Annotated in this window: 19 protein-coding genes and 5 pseudogenes; 14 read left to right on the top strand and 10 right to left on the bottom strand. The window is 48.7% G+C overall.

Going from position 1 to position 16,198, the window contains the following annotated elements; genetic code table 11:
- Positions 1-9: 9 nt before the first annotated feature.
- From ACIDITHRIX25_RS90910 to ACIDITHRIX25_RS90895, 4 genes are all read right to left on the bottom strand, one after another.
- Complete coding sequence (locus ACIDITHRIX25_RS90910) at positions 10-1,254, bottom strand: ABC transporter permease (protein ID WP_052606967.1); 1,245 nt, start codon at positions 1,252-1,254, stop codon at positions 10-12.
- A gap of 5 nt (positions 1,255-1,259) precedes the next feature.
- The gene (locus ACIDITHRIX25_RS90905) at positions 1,260-2,018 is read right to left on the bottom strand and encodes an ABC transporter ATP-binding protein (protein ID WP_200891324.1); all 759 of its coding nucleotides are present in this window, start codon (positions 2,016-2,018) and stop codon (positions 1,260-1,262) included.
- A 5-nt stretch (positions 2,019-2,023) separates the two neighbouring features.
- Positions 2,024-3,205: an efflux RND transporter periplasmic adaptor subunit gene (locus ACIDITHRIX25_RS90900; RefSeq protein WP_201732652.1), complete on the bottom strand. Its 1,182-nt coding sequence runs from the start codon at positions 3,203-3,205 to the stop codon at positions 2,024-2,026.
- A 175-nt stretch (positions 3,206-3,380) separates the two neighbouring features.
- Complete coding sequence (locus ACIDITHRIX25_RS90895) at positions 3,381-3,764, bottom strand: IS3 family transposase (RefSeq protein ID WP_201732651.1); 384 nt, start codon at positions 3,762-3,764, stop codon at positions 3,381-3,383.
- 361 nt (positions 3,765-4,125) lie between these two features.
- On the opposite strand from ACIDITHRIX25_RS90895, the gene ACIDITHRIX25_RS90890 reads away from it, so the two are divergent.
- From ACIDITHRIX25_RS90890 to ACIDITHRIX25_RS90880, 3 genes are all read left to right on the top strand, one after another.
- Positions 4,126-4,374 carry a ribbon-helix-helix domain-containing protein gene (locus tag ACIDITHRIX25_RS90890; RefSeq protein WP_201732650.1) on the top strand — a complete coding sequence of 83 codons (249 nt, stop codon included), beginning with the start codon at positions 4,126-4,128 and terminating at the stop codon, positions 4,372-4,374.
- A complete protein-coding gene (locus ACIDITHRIX25_RS90885; RefSeq protein WP_052606963.1) occupies positions 4,368-4,682 on the top strand; it encodes a type II toxin-antitoxin system PemK/MazF family toxin in 315 nt (104 codons plus the stop codon). Before ACIDITHRIX25_RS90890 ends, ACIDITHRIX25_RS90885 begins: the two co-directional genes overlap by 7 nt.
- 65 nt (positions 4,683-4,747) lie before the next feature.
- Positions 4,748-4,981 (top strand): hypothetical protein, encoded by a 234-nt coding sequence (locus tag ACIDITHRIX25_RS90880; RefSeq protein WP_201732649.1) that lies wholly within the window; start codon positions 4,748-4,750, stop codon positions 4,979-4,981.
- A gap of 357 nt (positions 4,982-5,338) precedes the next feature.
- On the opposite strand, the gene ACIDITHRIX25_RS90875 is transcribed toward ACIDITHRIX25_RS90880, so the two are convergent.
- The 3 genes from ACIDITHRIX25_RS90875 to ACIDITHRIX25_RS90865 form a co-directional block, all read right to left on the bottom strand.
- Positions 5,339-5,917, bottom strand: coding sequence for a Fic/DOC family protein (locus tag ACIDITHRIX25_RS90875; RefSeq protein ID WP_201732648.1), 579 nt, complete (start codon positions 5,915-5,917; stop codon positions 5,339-5,341).
- Positions 5,918-5,921: 4 nt separating this feature from the next.
- Positions 5,922-6,287: a hypothetical protein gene (locus tag ACIDITHRIX25_RS90870; protein ID WP_052606961.1), complete on the bottom strand. Its 366-nt coding sequence runs from the start codon at positions 6,285-6,287 to the stop codon at positions 5,922-5,924.
- 152 nt (positions 6,288-6,439) lie between these two features.
- On the bottom strand, positions 6,440-6,859 hold the full coding sequence (locus ACIDITHRIX25_RS90865) for a 3-isopropylmalate dehydratase small subunit (RefSeq protein ID WP_052606960.1): 420 nt from the start codon (positions 6,857-6,859) through the stop codon (positions 6,440-6,442).
- A gap of 486 nt (positions 6,860-7,345) precedes the next feature.
- On the opposite strand from ACIDITHRIX25_RS90865, the gene ACIDITHRIX25_RS90860 reads away from it, so the two are divergent.
- Positions 7,346-7,459: a transposase gene (locus tag ACIDITHRIX25_RS90860; RefSeq protein ID WP_201732647.1), complete on the top strand. Its 114-nt coding sequence runs from the start codon at positions 7,346-7,348 to the stop codon at positions 7,457-7,459.
- A 191-nt stretch (positions 7,460-7,650) separates the two neighbouring features.
- Complete coding sequence (locus tag ACIDITHRIX25_RS90855; RefSeq protein WP_052606959.1) at positions 7,651-7,941, top strand: putative quinol monooxygenase; 291 nt, start codon at positions 7,651-7,653, stop codon at positions 7,939-7,941.
- Between the two features lie 247 nt (positions 7,942-8,188).
- Here ACIDITHRIX25_RS90855 and ACIDITHRIX25_RS90850 read toward each other — a convergent pair whose 3' ends face one another.
- The 3 genes and pseudogenes from ACIDITHRIX25_RS90850 to ACIDITHRIX25_RS90840 form a co-directional block, all read right to left on the bottom strand.
- Positions 8,189-8,416, bottom strand: a complete 228-nt coding sequence (locus tag ACIDITHRIX25_RS90850; protein WP_082058844.1) for a transposase — start codon at positions 8,414-8,416, stop codon at positions 8,189-8,191.
- Positions 8,412-8,591 (bottom strand): annotated as a pseudogene (locus tag ACIDITHRIX25_RS90845) (DesA/ISL3 alpha bundle tail domain-containing protein); the annotation flags it as partial. The pseudogene ACIDITHRIX25_RS90845 and the gene ACIDITHRIX25_RS90850, both read right to left, overlap by 5 nt.
- 113 nt (positions 8,592-8,704) lie before the next feature.
- Positions 8,705-8,881 (bottom strand): annotated as a pseudogene (locus ACIDITHRIX25_RS90840) (transposase); the annotation flags it as partial.
- Between the two features lie 315 nt (positions 8,882-9,196).
- Between ACIDITHRIX25_RS90840 and istA the strand changes: the two are divergent.
- The 9 genes and pseudogenes from istA to ACIDITHRIX25_RS90795 all read left to right on the top strand — a co-directional run.
- Positions 9,197-10,246 (top strand): IS21 family transposase, encoded by a 1,050-nt coding sequence (gene istA / locus ACIDITHRIX25_RS90835; protein WP_201732635.1) that lies wholly within the window; start codon positions 9,197-9,199, stop codon positions 10,244-10,246.
- A complete protein-coding gene (gene istB / locus ACIDITHRIX25_RS90830) occupies positions 10,239-11,033 on the top strand; it encodes an IS21-like element helper ATPase IstB (RefSeq protein ID WP_201732634.1) in 795 nt (264 codons plus the stop codon). The genes istA and istB overlap by 8 nt, the downstream gene beginning before the upstream one ends.
- Before the next feature lie 531 nt (positions 11,034-11,564).
- Positions 11,565-11,897, top strand: coding sequence for a hypothetical protein (locus tag ACIDITHRIX25_RS90825; RefSeq protein WP_152625793.1), 333 nt, complete (start codon positions 11,565-11,567; stop codon positions 11,895-11,897).
- A 2,002-nt stretch (positions 11,898-13,899) separates the two neighbouring features.
- Positions 13,900-14,028: pseudogene (locus ACIDITHRIX25_RS90820) on the top strand (tyrosine-type recombinase/integrase); the annotation flags it as partial.
- Positions 14,029-14,058: 30 nt separating this feature from the next.
- Positions 14,059-14,874 carry a tyrosine-type recombinase/integrase gene (locus tag ACIDITHRIX25_RS90815; RefSeq protein WP_502756211.1) on the top strand — a complete coding sequence of 272 codons (816 nt, stop codon included), beginning with the start codon at positions 14,059-14,061 and terminating at the stop codon, positions 14,872-14,874.
- A 10-nt stretch (positions 14,875-14,884) separates the two neighbouring features.
- Positions 14,885-15,235 carry a helix-turn-helix domain-containing protein gene (locus ACIDITHRIX25_RS90810; RefSeq protein WP_201732644.1) on the top strand — a complete coding sequence of 117 codons (351 nt, stop codon included), beginning with the start codon at positions 14,885-14,887 and terminating at the stop codon, positions 15,233-15,235.
- Positions 15,160-15,450: a helix-turn-helix domain-containing protein gene (locus ACIDITHRIX25_RS90805; RefSeq protein ID WP_201732643.1), complete on the top strand. Its 291-nt coding sequence runs from the start codon at positions 15,160-15,162 to the stop codon at positions 15,448-15,450. Before ACIDITHRIX25_RS90810 ends, ACIDITHRIX25_RS90805 begins: the two co-directional genes overlap by 76 nt.
- A gap of 59 nt (positions 15,451-15,509) precedes the next feature.
- Positions 15,510-15,845: pseudogene (locus ACIDITHRIX25_RS90800) on the top strand (Fic/DOC family N-terminal domain-containing protein); the annotation flags it as partial.
- 200 nt (positions 15,846-16,045) lie between these two features.
- Positions 16,046-16,177: pseudogene (locus ACIDITHRIX25_RS90795) on the top strand (Fic family protein); the annotation flags it as partial.
- Positions 16,178-16,198: the final 21 nt, after the last annotated feature.

Genomic DNA, 16,198 nt, shown 5'->3' with positions numbered 1-16,198 from the left:
ATTGAATAACTACTCGCTACGAAGCGCGTCGATTGGTGCCAGATTCGCTGCGCGACCAGCAGGATAGACGCCAAATCCAACTCCAATAGCAACGGCTACTACTACAGCTCCGACCATCGCAGGGATAGAGAGCTCGATTGGATTTGAGATAAAGTGCGGAAGTACAACTGCACCTGCTATCCCTAGGGCTACTCCAATGATGCCACCTACGAGTCCCAAGATGGAAGCCTCTATCAAAAATTGCCTTCTGATTACCCTAGGTGTAGCTCCAAGAGCCTTTCTTAGGCCAATCTCGCGAATTCTCTCTGTGACCGAGACCATCATGATATTCATAACCCCAATTCCACCTACCAAGAGTGATATTGCCGCTACTCCACCTAGCAGAATGGTCAATGTTTTATCTACAGATGTTGCAGTAGAAAGTACCGACTGCTGCGACTGTATTGAGAAGTCGGCATTTGCGCTCGAAGTGATTCCATGAAGTGCCAGCAACTCTGAATTTGCCTCTTGGTATGCTGCACTTAGCGAGGCGGAAGAATTTGCCTCAATAAGTATCGAACCCACGCTATCTCTATTGGCCCCACCAACTACCTCGCTCCTAAATGTGGTGAAAGGTATTATTGCTTGATCATCAAGGCTTGCAGACGTGGAAGAAGTATTTGAAGAACCAACCGTGTTCAATATCCCGATAACCGTCATTGGTACTCCATTGATGCTAACTGATTGACCGACTGGATCACGTCCGCCAAAGAGTTCAGCCGCAGTAACTGACCCAAGTACAACTACATTGGCTTGCGTGGTCAAATCAACGTTCGCAATGAATCGACCTTGCGTAATCGACCTACCGCGGACTGAGAGCCAAGACGGATAGGTACCTACTACCGAAGTCGTCCAGTTATTACCACCTGCCACCAAAGTCGCATTCGATGTTGACGTGGCCGCAACTGCTTTAATATCAGGCGCGACAATTGGGTTAGCTAGAGCTTGGGCATCAGAGAGAGTCAGCGTGGAAGCTGAACCAAAGCCACCACGAATTCCTCCCGTCGAAGTAGAGCTACCAGGAGATACTGTTAGGAGATTCGTGCCAAGTGCACTAATCTCAGAGGCGACTTGGCTTTGAGCTCCTTGGCCTAGGCCAACTGTAAGTATTACTGCGGTAATTCCTATCATTACCCCAAGGATTGTAAGGATCGATCTAAGCCTATGGGTGAGAATTGACGACAAACCGGTTCGCAAGGTTTCAAAGATGTTCATACCTTCTACTTGCTCCGATCGGCTTCAAAGATAAGACCATCTCGAATTGAAATAATTCGTTCTGCCTGCGATGCAACATCGCGATCATGGGTGATAAGCACTATCGTACGCCCACTTTGATGCAGTTCACGAAAGAGGTTTAAGACGTCGGTCGCGGCCTTTGAGTCAAGGTTACCGCTAGGTTCATCAGCTAGAATAAGTGCTGGATTGGTAACAAGAGCCCGCGCAATGGCAACCCTTTGCTGCTGTCCTCCGGAGAGCTCGCCAGGGCGATGGTCTATGCGTTCTCCGAGGCCGACCCGTCCCAATGTATCGATTGCAAGTTGGCGGCGGCGCCGACTGTCCAAACCAGCATAAATTAAAGGCAACTCCACATTGCGCCATGCGTTCAACGAAGAAAGCAGATTGAATTGTTGAAATACAAAACCGATCTTGCGATTTCTAACTTCAGCAAGTTGCTCCTCTCCCATCTCGGAAACGTCTTCGCCTGCTAATTCAAAGCTTCCCGATGTGGGCACGTCAAGGGCTCCAAGAATGTGCATCAAAGTGGACTTGCCAGAGCCAGAGGGGCCAATAATTGCGACGAATTCGCCGCGTTCAATTGAAAATGTTACGCCCTTTAGTGCTTCAACCTTGAACGAACCTGTATCGTATACCTTTCGGATCTCTCGAACTGCAATGACAGGGGTGGACTTTGTCGAAACAGGTAACGTTACGGTCGGATGGTTGAGTGGATTTGCAATTTCATCGAGTGATTCGTCCATAGACATTATCCCAACCCTCCACCAAATCCGCCGCCACCGAGTCCGCCGCCACCACCAAATGCGCGTCTAACTCTACCGCCACCTATCGCAACTCCATTTATGGTTAGCTTTGTCACGAATATCTTTTGTCCGGTGGTTATTCCCGAAGTTATCTGAGTTTGGCCTCCAGATGATATTCCTGTGGTAACGACGGTTGGAACTTTATTTCCATTTTGATCGAGAGTTACGGTTTCCTGTGATCCCGACACCGAAAGTGCCGTCGAGGGAACAAGTATTGCATTTGACACTACTTGCGTAAAGATCGAAACGTTAGCTGAAAGGCCCACGTAAAGCCCTTTTGGAGCCCCAGTGACTGAAATCGTAACTGGGAAAGAAGAGACTCCCGAGGTAGTTGATGCCACTAAGCCTACCGATGTGACGACGCCATAGTCTGTTCCAGTTTGGCCCGGAATCGTAATAGTTGCCTGCTCGCCATCTTGTAGCTTACCAACCTGTGCTGAGGTCACTGTGGCGGATATTGTATATGAGTTGAGGGCGATAATAGATATCTGCGTAGTGCTTGCAACGGCAGTTGACCCTGCGACTGTTCCTTTAGCATTAGTGACAGATGTACCACTTCCAGTGACCTGTTGGCCAACTGCAAGATTTACTGCGGTCACCGTTCCGGCGATGGGAGCAGTCAGGTTTGCATCATTGAGCGCTGTCTGTGCATTGCTAACTTGGGTAGTAGCCGACGCGATAGTTGCATTATCTGAAGCGATCTGCTGAGTTGATGCTGAGCTTGCCTCGTCGCTAGCGAGTACTGCTTGATCATTCGCCAAATTAGCTTGATCCAAATTCAAGGTCGCGGCTAAGGTCGTCGAATCTACACTTGCCAAAGTTTGCCCAGCTGTAACGTTCTGTCCCACTGTTACGTTAACTGCGTTTACTATACCTGATACTGCAAAGTTTACGTTGGCGCTATTTCCCGGTTCAACGGTACCAGTAGTTGCGATAGTGCGCGAAATAGTGCCCGATGTTACAGATTGCAGAACTGTCGATCTCTTTATGGTCGGTACCGCACTTGCCGAGGCACTCTTTGTCCTCTTTGTCAGATACCACGTCAATGAATTTGATGCAACTAGAATGATGATGAACACTGCAAACGTAGTTGTGCGCCGATTCCGGCTACCTCTGCCTTGTTCCAATTGTGACTTCCTTATTGATAACTCTTATAAAACTTTGGACAAAAACTGCTTAATCTATGTGTCCATACAAAATTAGTTATCTTAGGTTTCACTATTTTATTTCTGGGAGAATTATTAATCGGGCTAGATTTTCGGCCAGTAATCTGAGGTTGCCCACAAATAATAGACACATTGATTACTCCACCTTGGCGGACTCCAATAAGGTTAGCTCAAAACCGACTGGTGAGACGTTACCGATCTTCGAGTACCGCCTTTTATGGTTATAAAAGTCCATGTAACCCCTAATCCCATCCCTTAATTCGGACACACCTTCAAATACGTGCCGGTAGAAATATTCGTGCTTGAAGATTGACCAGAACGATTCAGCACTTAGTGGTCCATCGCTGACGATAGATACAGCTTCTATACGTCTGCGTTCGTCTTTTACTTGACCGTATAGAGCCTCTTGGGAAATAGATACCTCATTAGCTACCTCTGCAACGTTCCTGCCAGAATCTATAACTCGATGCGCAGCTTCGGTCTTGAACTCAAGGGTGAATTTACGCCTTGTTTTCGACAAAAGTGACATCCTTTCTACCAACAATCTATGTTGGCTTGACAGGTGTCCACTAAATCTGGGTAACCTCAGTTGCTGGAGCCACCGGTGAGTGGACACTACATGCAATTTGTCACAACTTGAGAAAACTGGCTAATTCACGTCAAAACGGAGTGATAGCGCTGGCATAAAGAGGAAATAATCCCATAGCTGACCCAATGAGTCTGTTCTAGGAGCCATTCAGACGTTCTTAGGAGTTTGTTTGTCGTCGCTATAGCCAATAAATGGGTGAGACAGGAAAACAGACCGAAACCCGAAACTAATTCGGACTCACGCTCCTAGGTAAATAAATTGCCTTTGCATTACAAAAAGTTATACTAATTGTATGCCGCAGATTGTTACACGTTTAGATGAAGATTTGGCCAAGCAGGTGGACAAACTTATAGCCGACGGAATTGTCCCTAGTCGCTCCGAAGCGGTAAGGATAGGACTTGAATGGTTTGTTGATAAACACCGACGGGAAAGTATTGGTTTAGCAATCGCTGAGAGTTTCTTGCAACGACCTCAATCCAAAGAAGAGCTCATTGGAATCGAAGGAGCCACCAAAGCCTTGATCGAGGAGGAACCATGGTAGCCGTCCCTCTTCAGGGCGAGATTTGGTGGGCAGAGACGGAGGATAAGCGAAGGCCGGTCCTTGTCGTTACGCGCTCGGAAGCAATACCAGTACTAACGGGCATCATAGTAGCTCCTTTGACACGAACCATTCGGAACATACCGAGCGAAATACGACTCGGCGTCAACGAAAACCTCGAAGTTGAGTGCGCCGCTTCGTTCGATAATTTGCAACGGATTGCTCGTTCTGCGCTGACTAGACGAGTTGGGAGTTTAGGCCCACGTTTTGGCGAACTATGTCACGCGATCAAAGCCATGACGGACTGCTAAGTAACTGCTTCAATCGGGAGACCTAAACTTTGGCTCCGCCGTAGCTGGATTAGTTATGAGTTCCCTTGCCCGACTATCTGAGTTACGTACTCAATCGACCTGGCGAAGTGCGAACTGTAGTTGCCAAGCGAACTGTATTTGTGATGAATTTCAGAGTCCGGCTGATTTCTTCGTCAAAGCATGCAGCACGGCAGTTTCTGGCAATTGTCCTGTTAGATCTCTGTGAGCGTTTGCGAAACTGCAAACGTTCACAGCGGGAAACAAGCGGACTGCTTTGGCTGCAGCTCATCTCGTGCTGACTGCCAATGGCTTAGATTCGGAAGCATATTTACCACCCGGGGATACTTAGATAAGACGGTAATCCGCCCGTAGCGAAGACGGCGAGTAGTAAGTCACGGCTACTATGTTCAGAAATGCTGGGGCACTCGCCGTTAGCCGGGTAAAACCGGACCCAAGACCCAAAAGAGGTTTTGGTTTTAACGCCTTGATATAGGCGTTTAGCCCGATATTATGACCGGCTTGCCTTCAATCATGACGCTGTTGCCATATTGTCATGGGTAGTGGCTACAACGAGGTTCTTGCCCGACGAGGTTTGCTGCTAGTGTCGTCTATCTGGAGCGAATTCGATCTACCTTCGGATCAGAAGTTTTCTATAGTCACGTTACCCAAGGATCTATTAGTCGGTCGAACATCATGCGCATTAGGGTCTCCTGTCCACCGAAGCTAGCGACAGATGCAGATATGTTTTGTTCAGGTTTCAGCCGGTCCCATGCGATATGCGAGCTGGCATTGTGCGCTAACTGGCTGAAAAATACACGCTGAGTTCTACCGTTGAATTCTCGGAATGGATGCAGTGCATTAACATCACCGTAAAACGAAGTGAGTCGAGAGATAAACTCCTCCCGAGAGAGACCCTGTAAGAATTTGTGTGTGGCGAGACGTCGAAAAATTTCATCCGCATAAGAACGTAAGTTTCCGACCGGGCAAAATATCTGTTGTTTTGCAATATTTACGTCACGCAGTTCTCCTGCCCAGCTGACCAAATCCTGAGCAATGTAACGATGTATTGCCTGAAGGTGTGCTATATCAAATTCTCCTTGGACCGGATGGACCTCTAATTCTCGGATGCGGCGTCGAGTAAAGTCAGCCTCTGCCTCACTCAATCTATTGGCATCAGTGATACCGAGGAGATTACGAAGGACTCCATTGGCATCGACGTACTTGTCCCAAGACACTTGTTTAGGTTGGGGGTCCCTGTGTGTGGTGACGTTTTAGTGCAGTAAGTGCATCTGCGTCACTCAACTGACCTGCCGTTACCTGAGCCTCAAGCGAGTGGCTTAAAGCAGTGGGCTCTTGGCCTTCGGCCCTGACCGAGGCTAGGGCAACCATGTCTGTTTGGGAACGGTCCCGTTGCGACTGTAATTGATCTAGTTCAGTCATTATTTCCTGGTACTGCTGATAGGACAACAGAACCGCTTCTGGTGTGCGGTGCGCTCCCAGGAATAGAGGAGCAGCGGTTTTCCCTTCAGTGCGAAATCGTGCAAGAATCGCAGATAGTTTTTGACGAACTTCGACAACCGGAGCTACGACAAGTGGTTGTGCCATGTATCTAGTGCAACAGAAATATGTGATAGTGCCAACAACGATGATTGATCAGAGTCAGCGACAGGTGCAAACCAAAAAAGCGCTCGAAATTTGGCAACAACCCAAAGAGCCACTAAGGCTGACTGGTACACATCTTATGCAAACTCTGGGCTTCATTTAGGAAGCCACGGATCCCAGGAGGACTCATGTCCTACAGTAGATTTCTCAAAAGTAAATGTAATATCTATCGGATCATATCTATGAATCAAGTTGAAATGAGACGCATTATCGAACCGAAATGGGGTCGGAAAAACTCCAGCTTCTCTACATGTGACGGTAGCGTTAGTAACATCGATTTCAATTTCTGCTTTTGAGTTCGCCTCAGTAGCCGCCATGATCAGCTCGACCGTATCATGACCGATCTCAACAGGAACTATTTCTTCTTGAGGGAGATTTCCCCGATGTATGGCGGCAACACTAGAGATAATGACTGCTTTGATTCCAAAGTCACGTAGTGCCCAAACGTCATGTTGTCTAGACGCCCCACATCCGAAGTTTTCATCAGCCACAATGATCGAAGCCTGAGACCGCATGGGATCGATGATGATAAAACTTGACTCTTCTCGCCAATTCTCGAAGAGTCCGCTTCAAGATGTAACTATTCGTCACTTTTACTTTTTCGCACCCACGTTAGTTTGACATAGCTGCAGTTGACCGATTGATAGAACGTGATCGTCAGATGCTGGAGCATTCTGGCAAGTTATGAAATTGCCTTCGGGTGTGGGGTCGACGTGATCGGGGACTTGGGTACCAGCAGCGTTGTCGCCTACGCATCCGGCAACACTTGATTCGCCGGAGATGGTGGACCCAATGGTCTTCTAACCGTGCCTAACTCAGCTGACAAGAAAGGGATCTGAGACTGCATGCTATCGGTCAAGCGGTATTGTTCTTGAGAAAGCGGGAGTGTAACCCCCTTCTTAAAGGGTGGGGTCGAGCGACTTCTGTTACACCATAGCACGGGGTAGACCGTTTTTGACAATCAATTCACGGCTCTATTGAACTTTATGTGGATCAACTAATTGGGAGCCTTCCAGGGAAATTACTTCTGGTTGCCCTCATATGCCGTTGTGTATTGCGGTGGAGCACCTTTAAAGACAGTGAAGAAGTACATAGAAAGCCAGAAACTCACCTAGACGTAAATTAGGGAAACCAAAAAAGAATGAGGTCGCTTGGCCCGTCCTTTACGGAAACCGATTGCGCTCCCGTTGGTTCAAGGCAACAGTGGTTTCCTTGCTCTTAGTCTTGAAGGGAATAGTTTGTCGATAAAAAAGTCATCTTTGGTGGTAAATTCAATTGGCAAACAAAATTTGATTTAGGAGATGTAATGGCAGCGAAGGTTATCTTTGATTTTAAGTTCAATGAGGGAACAATTTCGGAGGGCAAGAAGACTGTTGGTGAAATCTTGGTAGATACCCGGAAGTTTGACGGTTGCCTTGGTGTCGAGGTAATCGAGGATGTCAAAGATTCGACTCATTTCGTTTTCATCGAAAGCTGGGTATCACAGGATCATTACTCAGCCTATACCACCTGGCGGGCAGGCGAGGGAAGGACGAACCTTGGTTCCTTCTTTGCCGGACCTCCAGCAGTCACAATTTATGAAACTACAGATATTTAGTAAGGTCTAAAAGCATGAGATTGAGCCTGTGGGCTATTCTTATGAAGATTTGAATTGACTTCATTGGCTCAATCCAAGGAAAAACATTTACTGAAGTGGTTGCGAAATCAATAACTTAGCGAGTTAGTGCTCGCAAGAACGTTGAACTCTCCCATTGAGGTTACCCAAGTAATGTGAACATGGGTTTATTGTTTTAACTGTTGATAAAAATACCTAATATATCCGGCTCTATTGACCTTCATGTGGATCAACTCGCCCTCTCGTACGGAAGTTTGAGATCAATTGGTCCACAAGAAAGCATCACCAAAGCTAGAGTCGCCTCAGCAGAATGAAGTCCATAGCATCTAGCAATGATCGATCGGATCTTGGTGTTCAAACCTTCAACTCGACCATTTGATACACCGAGTTCAATAGAAGCCATGATGCCCGCCTTATGGGTCCGAATTGTCTTTGACAATCGGACAAACGTTTCAATCTAAAGACCGAGCTGCACGCGAGCACCATCTCTCTAGAAGTTCATTTACCTCATCGCTGGAGAGATCTCCAGCGAAGACCGCCCGGAGGGATTCCTTCATCTCGTATGCCCGCCAGAGTTTTCCACCGGTACGCTTGATTTGGTAAAGGGTTTCGTTCTGACGTTCCGTTAGATCACCAGGATTCTTCTACAGTGCCCACCTGTGCACCTGTGCACCTGCGAACTTGCGGGCATATTCTGGTGAAGGAAGCTTTCTCATCTGACGCCAGAGGTCGCATCTAACCTCTTCTAGGGCTTTCTGTTCCCAACTTGACTATCTTGGTATGGATCGAGACAGATCCGTGCATCTGGGCAATGATCCGTAAATGCTTTGCCAAAAGCAGGGCCCATATCCATAGTTGCCGCGGTAATCTTGGCGGCTCTGTCCGGGCCTAGATCACTGAAAAACCTATTCAAGCTACTTGCCTTTTTCCCTTTGCTCCATAGATGTTGCCAGCAACATTAAATTGACCCAGGATCGCCAACATTAAATTGACCCACCCTCCAGTAAGACTTGTCTGTGGAACATTCAAAACCACGGAGGAGTCATCAAATGCTGAAGGGCAGGACATTAATGAATTTAATTGAATTAAGATCACAAGGACACAGCTATCACGAAATATCTAAACTTGCCGGTGTATCTAGGAATACTGTAGCTAAGTACGTTCGTGATGGAGCAATGTGCGAAACTAAACCACCTAGAGCGCCTAGGGGATCAAAACTTAGGTCCTCTATAAGGAGATGATTGATGGTTTTGTCAAAGACGGATTGATCAGTGCTCCAGCGATACTCTCTCGAATAGAACCTTTGGGCTATAGCTCTAAAGAAACGACGATCCGTAATTACGTAAAATCTATCAAACCAAATATTCGACCTCACGCCAAGGCGACCATTCGCTATGAAAGCAAACCGGGAGCTCAGATTCAACTTGATTGGGGACTCTTTGGTTATGACGATCACCGAGGAACAAGGAGAAACATCGCTGGACTTATGGTGACAATGGGTTACAGCAGAAGGGTCTATCTAGAGTTTGCCCTAACAGCTGACATCTATGGCTTTTCTACCTGTTTGATCAATGCTCTTTATTACTTTGGTGGCATAACCGATGCATTTCTTACCGATCACATGAAAACAGTTGTCCTTGGTGGCTCAACCACTCAAGGATGGGACCTAAATAGTCACACGAGCGACTTGGCTAAATATTTAGGTATATCAATCAAGTTAGCTCCAGTGAGAAGACCCCAGACAAAGGGCAAAGTAGAACGAGGAATACGATACGCCAAGGATAACTTTTGGCCAGCACGTACTTTTACCAACTTAGCCGACTTGAATGAACAGGCTCTTTCTTGGTGTCAACAAACTGATACGAGAGTACATAATGGCCTTGGCGAGACTCCCCTAGAAGCATTTGCCAATGAGTCGCCCTATCTTCGGCCTCTTCCGAAACGAAGTGAACTTTATCAATTTGAACGTCAGTTTAGAAAAGTTGGTGCTGACGGATTCTTTTCTTTCGCCGGAGTTAGATATGGAGTTCCTTGGCGGTTTTCCCATAGGGTTGTCAGCGTGATTGTTGAGAACAATGCTCTTTTGGTCTTTTTAGATGAAGAGCTAATTGCTACTCACGCACTCTCTTACAAAAAGCGCTCCATGGTTTATCTGCCCGAACAATATAAAGGCATAGAGCGACATGGATCTTTCATAGGGCCTGTTCCAATTGCTAGGCAATACGTTGACACCCAAGTACAACAACGTTCACTTGGGGTTTACGAGGAGGTTAGCCTAAATGCTTGAGTTAGAAGAACTTCGTTTGATTCTTATTGAATTAGGACTGAGCCGATCAGCAGAAATCCTAGAGTCCAAGCTTACAAGTGCCACTGAGGCGAACTACTCCTATTTGGCATTTGGTAAAGATCTACTTAGCCATGAGCTCTCGACTAGGCGCGAACGAGCCTTTGAAGTTCGAATGCGAACGGCAGGCTTACCTTCCAAAAAGCGTATATCTGACTTCGACTTTTCCTTTTGTCCTTCGCTCGATAAAGCAGTAATCGATGGCTTGTGCTCATTGGCATTCGTGGCAACTTCGTCAAACGTAGTCCTACTTGGACCTCCTGGGGTTGGTAAAAGCCACATCGCTATAGGTCTTGGAATGGAAGCCATCATTGGCGGATACAGCGTCTACTTTACAACGCTATCTAAAATCGCCGATGATCTGTCATATGGGACATCTGGAGCTAGATTTAGAAAATACATCACTCCAAAAGTACTAATTATCGATGAAATCGGATACCGAGCCATCGACCATGTAGCCAGCAATGCCTTCTTTGAGGTAATTAGCGCCAGGTACGAAACTGGATCGATAATTCTCACTTCAAATAAAGGATTTGGAGAATGGAGTGAAATATTTCCTGATGTCATCCAAGCAACAGCAATTTTGGATCGTCTGTTACATCACTGCACGGTAATCAATATCAAAGGAAACTCCTATCGCTTACGTGATCGTGTAGCCCAAGGTATCTACACCAGCCCTCAGGCAGCTGCAGCTCATAGACAAGGAGAAGTAGTGACAAGTGAGCGGTGATTAGTTGATAGCCAACTTCACCTTAGCGACTAGAAATCTTCAATTCGAGCCTCTTTAGTGGGTCTTTGGATCCTACGGTTGACTCTTAGGCCTACTTGAGCTTCAAGGATCACAGCCAGCCCTTCGTCGAATGACAACGACAGAGAGGCTGGCTCTTGTTTTGACGATTGAATTCATAAAGCGATCCATTTAGCGCTAGTGACCTCCAATGATCACAGACGATTAGTTCGCTCTAGTCAATGACCATTTGAGAACGCCTAGCTAGTGTTGCCAGCAATAGCTAGCACCCATGAAGATGCATATGGGTAACCATACCCATATGCATCTTCATGGGCCTCACCCAGATAACTCCCCGATGTCACCACCATGGCTGCAGTGGGATGTTCTTAGTCAATCTCAGTCTGGGTGAATGTGTAAAAACCCTTAGTTGTCCGCATTCACCCATGATTGCTAATAGCCATCACCAAGGGCCAGGAATTACTTGAGATGTTTACTTGACACCCAATCACAACTATCCATAAGGAGATGTAAGTGGAAGATAAAATCCCCCTAGGCAACGCTATGGCAACGCCAGTATGTCATTACTGTGGGAATGCAATTACTGGTACTAAGCCAAGAATCTACTGTAGCGACAGATGTCGAGTAAATGCATGGAAGCTCCGTAATAGAAACAAGGTCCCCATAGCGAAATTGCCAAAGGGCAATAAGAGAAAAGATTGCACCGTCTATGAATGTCCGCAATGTGAAACAAGATACCTAGGAGTCCAGCGATGTGACGACTGTGGCTTGTTCTGTAAGAAGGTCGGAACAGGTGGACTCTGTCCCTCTTGTGATGAAGTAGTAGCCTTCATCGATCTCATTTGAGGATAAGACCACCAAAAGCTACTATCGCGCGTTGGATTGCTTTCCTGTAAATATTAGGGACCAGGACACCACAGCTTTTAGGGTAAGTATTCTCAGCTGATTAGGTTTCCTTCCAACTAAATCGAATCGTTGCTGTTTTGAGCTGGAATTTTAGCTATGACGATTTAGAGCAGGATCAAAAAATAAAGAATCTTTTGTTTAATTGGTAGTAGTGACGGGCTGTGGATCCTGTTGACCAAGAGTAACTAATGATAAATCGATGGGTGAAAGCCATAGCTTTGGGTTAGCCCGCATTCTTGGTCCACAAATCCATAGCCCCTTTGCAGCCTTTAGGCTTTGGCGATCTCAAAGTGTCATCGCTTTAGCCAAAGGCCATGCCTAGGCCATAACAATGTGGATGTGAATCGTTATGGCCTAGGCAGCCAAAGCAGCCGGAGAGAATATCTTACTTTTGTCTCTGAGCCACCTCTAGATTATCAACTAGTGGTCCATGACCTCTAAAGATTGAGGAATACCGATCCACAACCATATTCGCCACTACCATATTCGCCACAGCGACCCTCACCTTTGAGGCTTTGGGCCAAGAGCTTCACGTAGATATCTGAAGCTCTCACAATTGCGCTGGTGTCGGTCGATTCCTGAGGAATCCAAAGCTATAGGGCTAGCTATAGCACTACCGCCAGATTCCCATCGATTCTAAGGCCCATTAATGAATCAGGATTATCCACAAGGACTCAACTCTCAGTAGGCCCCGTAGCCCAGTCATTATCGATTATCAAGACAATGTCGACAAGTTCAGCTTTATGGAGTAGTTCAATTTCGCTTAGATGGGGTTACGTGATTGCTTCCAATGGCCATGGCGGGTTTCTGACTAGTCAGTGCTGTGACTCATCGTCGATGAAGCGCACCTTCGAGATCACCTAAGAGACAATTGCACAATTCGGAAATCAACTCTTTCGGGTGGCATTTTTTGACTCGGAGTGGGGTTGCTATGCCTTATCTAGCATTAAGTTCGGAGCTTTAAATCCAAAACAGCTAAGGATCTACTTTCGCAATTGTCTCCTAGGCTTCAAGCGCCGTGGTTATCAACCTCGGTCATATTGGCTCCACTGGGATTGGGCAGAAAAGATGTGAGATCTAGGTTTGGTCATTTGATTCATGAGAAACGGAGATCACTCCGATGTTGGTGGCACTTGCTACCAGCAACTATCAATCGAGACACTAAATGGATGTATCAATCGTCCTGATAGTCACCACAAGATTGAAAATAGTCATTCGACTCAATAGCCCCAAGAGCACTTGGTCTATGATTTGATGGACCTTGAGATAACAAGAGGATCATTCCAAAGCTGAGAACCCAATCACAGGTGATCAGTGATTGCCAAAATGCACTCTGAGATATTTCTATTACATATTAAGATCCTATGACTACAACAAGTCCTAATGGACTGTGGATTTGTGGACCAAGAATATTACAGGTAGTCAAATTTGTAACTTTCGCCTACCGAGTTGAAATCGGCGACTCTTGGACAACAAGACCCACAGCCCGTAGCTACTACTAAATCAACAAAAAGTTCTTCCTTTCCTAATCATCAAGATGCTGCCGTAGCATTAGCCCCACGTCCTAGAACCAACAATCCAATTAATTCGAAGACCAATACTTATGGATCATGACCGTTTGGGCCAAAGACTATAACTATGAAGCCATAGAGCCTCGAGTTGATCCATGGATATACGACAACCAGTGCCTTGCCTAAGTCCTAACGCCTAAATGGATAAGTTTTCCAAGCAATCCAATTCAACCAGTCAAGATTTAACCCAGTGGCAAATGTCAGTTATCGCAGTGGACTTTGACCCAAGAGAATTCAAAAATCTACAACCAGCGATATCTCAATCTGCTCAAACGCACTACCATGAATGGGTGGGGTGGGTCAAAAATAGGTTGCTGCTAGTGGGTCAAAAATAGGTTGCTGGCAACAGCGTCGGAGCGACCTTCGGTCAGCTCCTTGATCGGTGGCTCGAAGAGTGCGAACGGATGGACCTCTCCCCAACGACGCTCAGGACGTACCGGGCTCAGATCAAGCGGACCATCCGGCCACGGCTTGGCAAGGTGAAGCTCAACCAGCTCACCGCCAAGCACCTTGATGGCCTGTACGGCTTCATGAAGGACGCCGGATCGTCTGCAAAGACGATCCGGAACCACCACGCCATCATCTCCTCTTCCCTCCACCAGGGTGTCCGGTGGGGCTGGGTGAAGGCCAACGTGGCAGAGCGGGCCAAGCCGCCACGGGTCGCTCAGCGCCGTGTGCAAGCTCCCTCGGTTGACGTGGTGCGGGATGTGATCGAAGAGGCCGAGAAGCGTGACCCCAAGCTGGCACCGCTCCTCATGCTCGCTGCCTTGACCGGGATGCGTCGTGGCGAGCTGTGCGCTCTCCGCTGGAGCGATGTGGACTTGGAGCTGGGGACGCTTGAAGTGTCCCGCTCCGTCGTCGTCGTGGTCGGTGGTGTGGCCGAGAAGACCACCAAGACTGACCGCTCACGCACCGTCGCTCTTGATGCCGTCGGCGTCGCCCTCCTGAAGCGCCAACAAGAAGAAGTCCGCAAGTGGGTGAAAGAAGCGGGCGGGAAGTCTCTTCCCCCGGATGCCTTCGTCTTTTCGCCGGTGGTTGATTCCTTGCTCCCCTTCCGTCCCGACAACGTGACGAGCTTCTTCATCCGGGTCCGCAACGATGTCGGTGCGCCGAATGTTCGGCTGCACGACTTGCGCCACTTCACGGCGACCCAGCTCATTGGAGCAGGTGTCGATGTCCGTACGGTCGCCGGTCGGCTCGGTCACTCCGACCCCTCCCTCACCCTTCGGATTTACAGCCACGCCCTCGAAGAGCGTGACCGAGCAGCCGCCACGATCATGGGGAACGTCCTCTCGGCAAAGCGCAAGAAGCGGGCAAACCCTCAGCTTCCGTCGAAAACCGGGTAAGGCTGCTTCGATGGAAAGCGAGGATCTACCGGAGCTGAAGGGCAGCGTCACCGTTGGCGTCATCACGGTCACCCAGCTCGACTGGTGGAACGAGCACCCCGATGCGTTCAGCGAGGCCGAGGCAGTCCTGGGCTGGGAAGAGCTGCACGTTGACCGTCGCACCGTCGGGCCGGTCATCGAGGACCGGCCAGAACAGCGTTTGACCATGACCGTCGAGGAAGCGGCGGGCATCCTTGGCATCTCCCGTGCGACCGCCTACGACGCCGTGAGTCGTGGCGAGATTCCGTGCCTCCGCATCGGGAGGCGCATCCTCATCCCCAAGGTGGCGATGGAGAAGCTACTGAACAGTGGCTCCTCATGACGCTCTCTCTTCTGCCCAGTGAGCCGCCCGTGCGCTTGACGATGTCCGTCGAAGAAGCGGCCATCGTTCTTGGCATCTCCCGAACCTTCGCCTACGAGGCCGTCGCCCGTGGCGAGATTCCCTGCATTCGGATTGGGCGACGCATCCTCGTGCCCAGGGTCGCACTCAACCGGCTCCTGGAGAGCGCTGGAGCGGATGGAACGGGCGGAAGTTAACCTCCCACACCGGCGATCCTTATTGGAGGTTGTATACTAACTTCCAACAAGGAGATTCCATGTCTAGGGTTATGAAGCGACGCTGGAGGAGCGATGTCGGCGGCACCGGGCTTCCTCGGAAGGACAGCCGGTCGTGTGACTACGAAGCGTATGTCCCAGATCATCTCATGGGACGACGGTTTTTCCTAGAGGGTGAGGTCGCTGCGGATGTTGCCGATGCCGAGGCGGCCATCGTTCGTCTGAACGTCGAAGCGAATGCACTCGTTGACACCGAGGCGCTCGCTCGCATCCTCCTTCGTGCCGAAGCAGTTGCTTCTTCGAGGATTGAGGGACTGGAGGTCGGAGCACGACGGCTCCTCCACGCCGAGGTCGTTCGAGGGATGAACCAGGCGGCAGCCGACGTCACGGCAGCCGAGGTCCTGAACAACATCGACGCCATGGTGTTTGCGGTTGAAAGCGTCTCAGCCGGTGATCCCATCACCGTGGACCTCCTCCTCGACATGCACCGTCGCCTCCTTGCTGGCACACGACTTGAACAGTACGGAGGCGTCGCCCGAGACCAACAAAACTGGATCGGTGGAAGCGCCTACAACCCGTGCGCAGCCGTCTTCGTTCCCCCTCCCCAGAATTCGTCAACGAACTTCTTGAAGACCTGTGCGCCTTCTGCTGCACGGATGACCTCCCCGCCGTTGCGCAAGCTGCCATCGCACATGCCCAGTTTGAGACGATCCACCCGTTCGTGGACGGA

Source organism: Acidithrix sp. C25, assembly GCF_904848545.2.
The sequence above is the reverse complement of the archived record's forward strand: the minus strand, read 5'-3'. Positions and strand labels throughout refer to the sequence as shown.

What these genes read in the sequence shown, in the direction of transcription:
- ACIDITHRIX25_RS90910 (WP_052606967.1), bottom strand. Translation starts at nt 1,254, where the DNA reads ATGAACATCTTTGAAACCTTGCGAACCGGTTTGTCGTCAATTCTCACC.
- ACIDITHRIX25_RS90905 (WP_200891324.1), bottom strand. Translation starts at nt 2,018, where the DNA reads ATGGACGAATCACTCGATGAAATTGCAAATCCACTCAACCATCCGACC.
- ACIDITHRIX25_RS90890 (WP_201732650.1), top strand. Translation starts at nt 4,126, where the DNA reads ATGCCGCAGATTGTTACACGTTTAGATGAAGATTTGGCCAAGCAGGTG.
- ACIDITHRIX25_RS90885 (WP_052606963.1), top strand. Translation starts at nt 4,368, where the DNA reads ATGGTAGCCGTCCCTCTTCAGGGCGAGATTTGGTGGGCAGAGACGGAG.
- ACIDITHRIX25_RS90870 (WP_052606961.1), bottom strand. Translation starts at nt 6,287, where the DNA reads ATGGCACAACCACTTGTCGTAGCTCCGGTTGTCGAAGTTCGTCAAAAA.
- ACIDITHRIX25_RS90865 (WP_052606960.1), bottom strand. Translation starts at nt 6,859, where the DNA reads ATGCGGTCTCAGGCTTCGATCATTGTGGCTGATGAAAACTTCGGATGT.
- ACIDITHRIX25_RS90855 (WP_052606959.1), top strand. Translation starts at nt 7,651, where the DNA reads ATGGCAGCGAAGGTTATCTTTGATTTTAAGTTCAATGAGGGAACAATT.
- istA (WP_201732635.1), top strand. Translation starts at nt 9,197, where the DNA reads ATGATTGATGGTTTTGTCAAAGACGGATTGATCAGTGCTCCAGCGATA.
- istB (WP_201732634.1), top strand. Translation starts at nt 10,239, where the DNA reads ATGCTTGAGTTAGAAGAACTTCGTTTGATTCTTATTGAATTAGGACTG.
- ACIDITHRIX25_RS90815 (WP_502756211.1), top strand. Translation starts at nt 14,059, where the DNA reads ATGAAGGACGCCGGATCGTCTGCAAAGACGATCCGGAACCACCACGCC.
- ACIDITHRIX25_RS90810 (WP_201732644.1), top strand. Translation starts at nt 14,885, where the DNA reads ATGGAAAGCGAGGATCTACCGGAGCTGAAGGGCAGCGTCACCGTTGGC.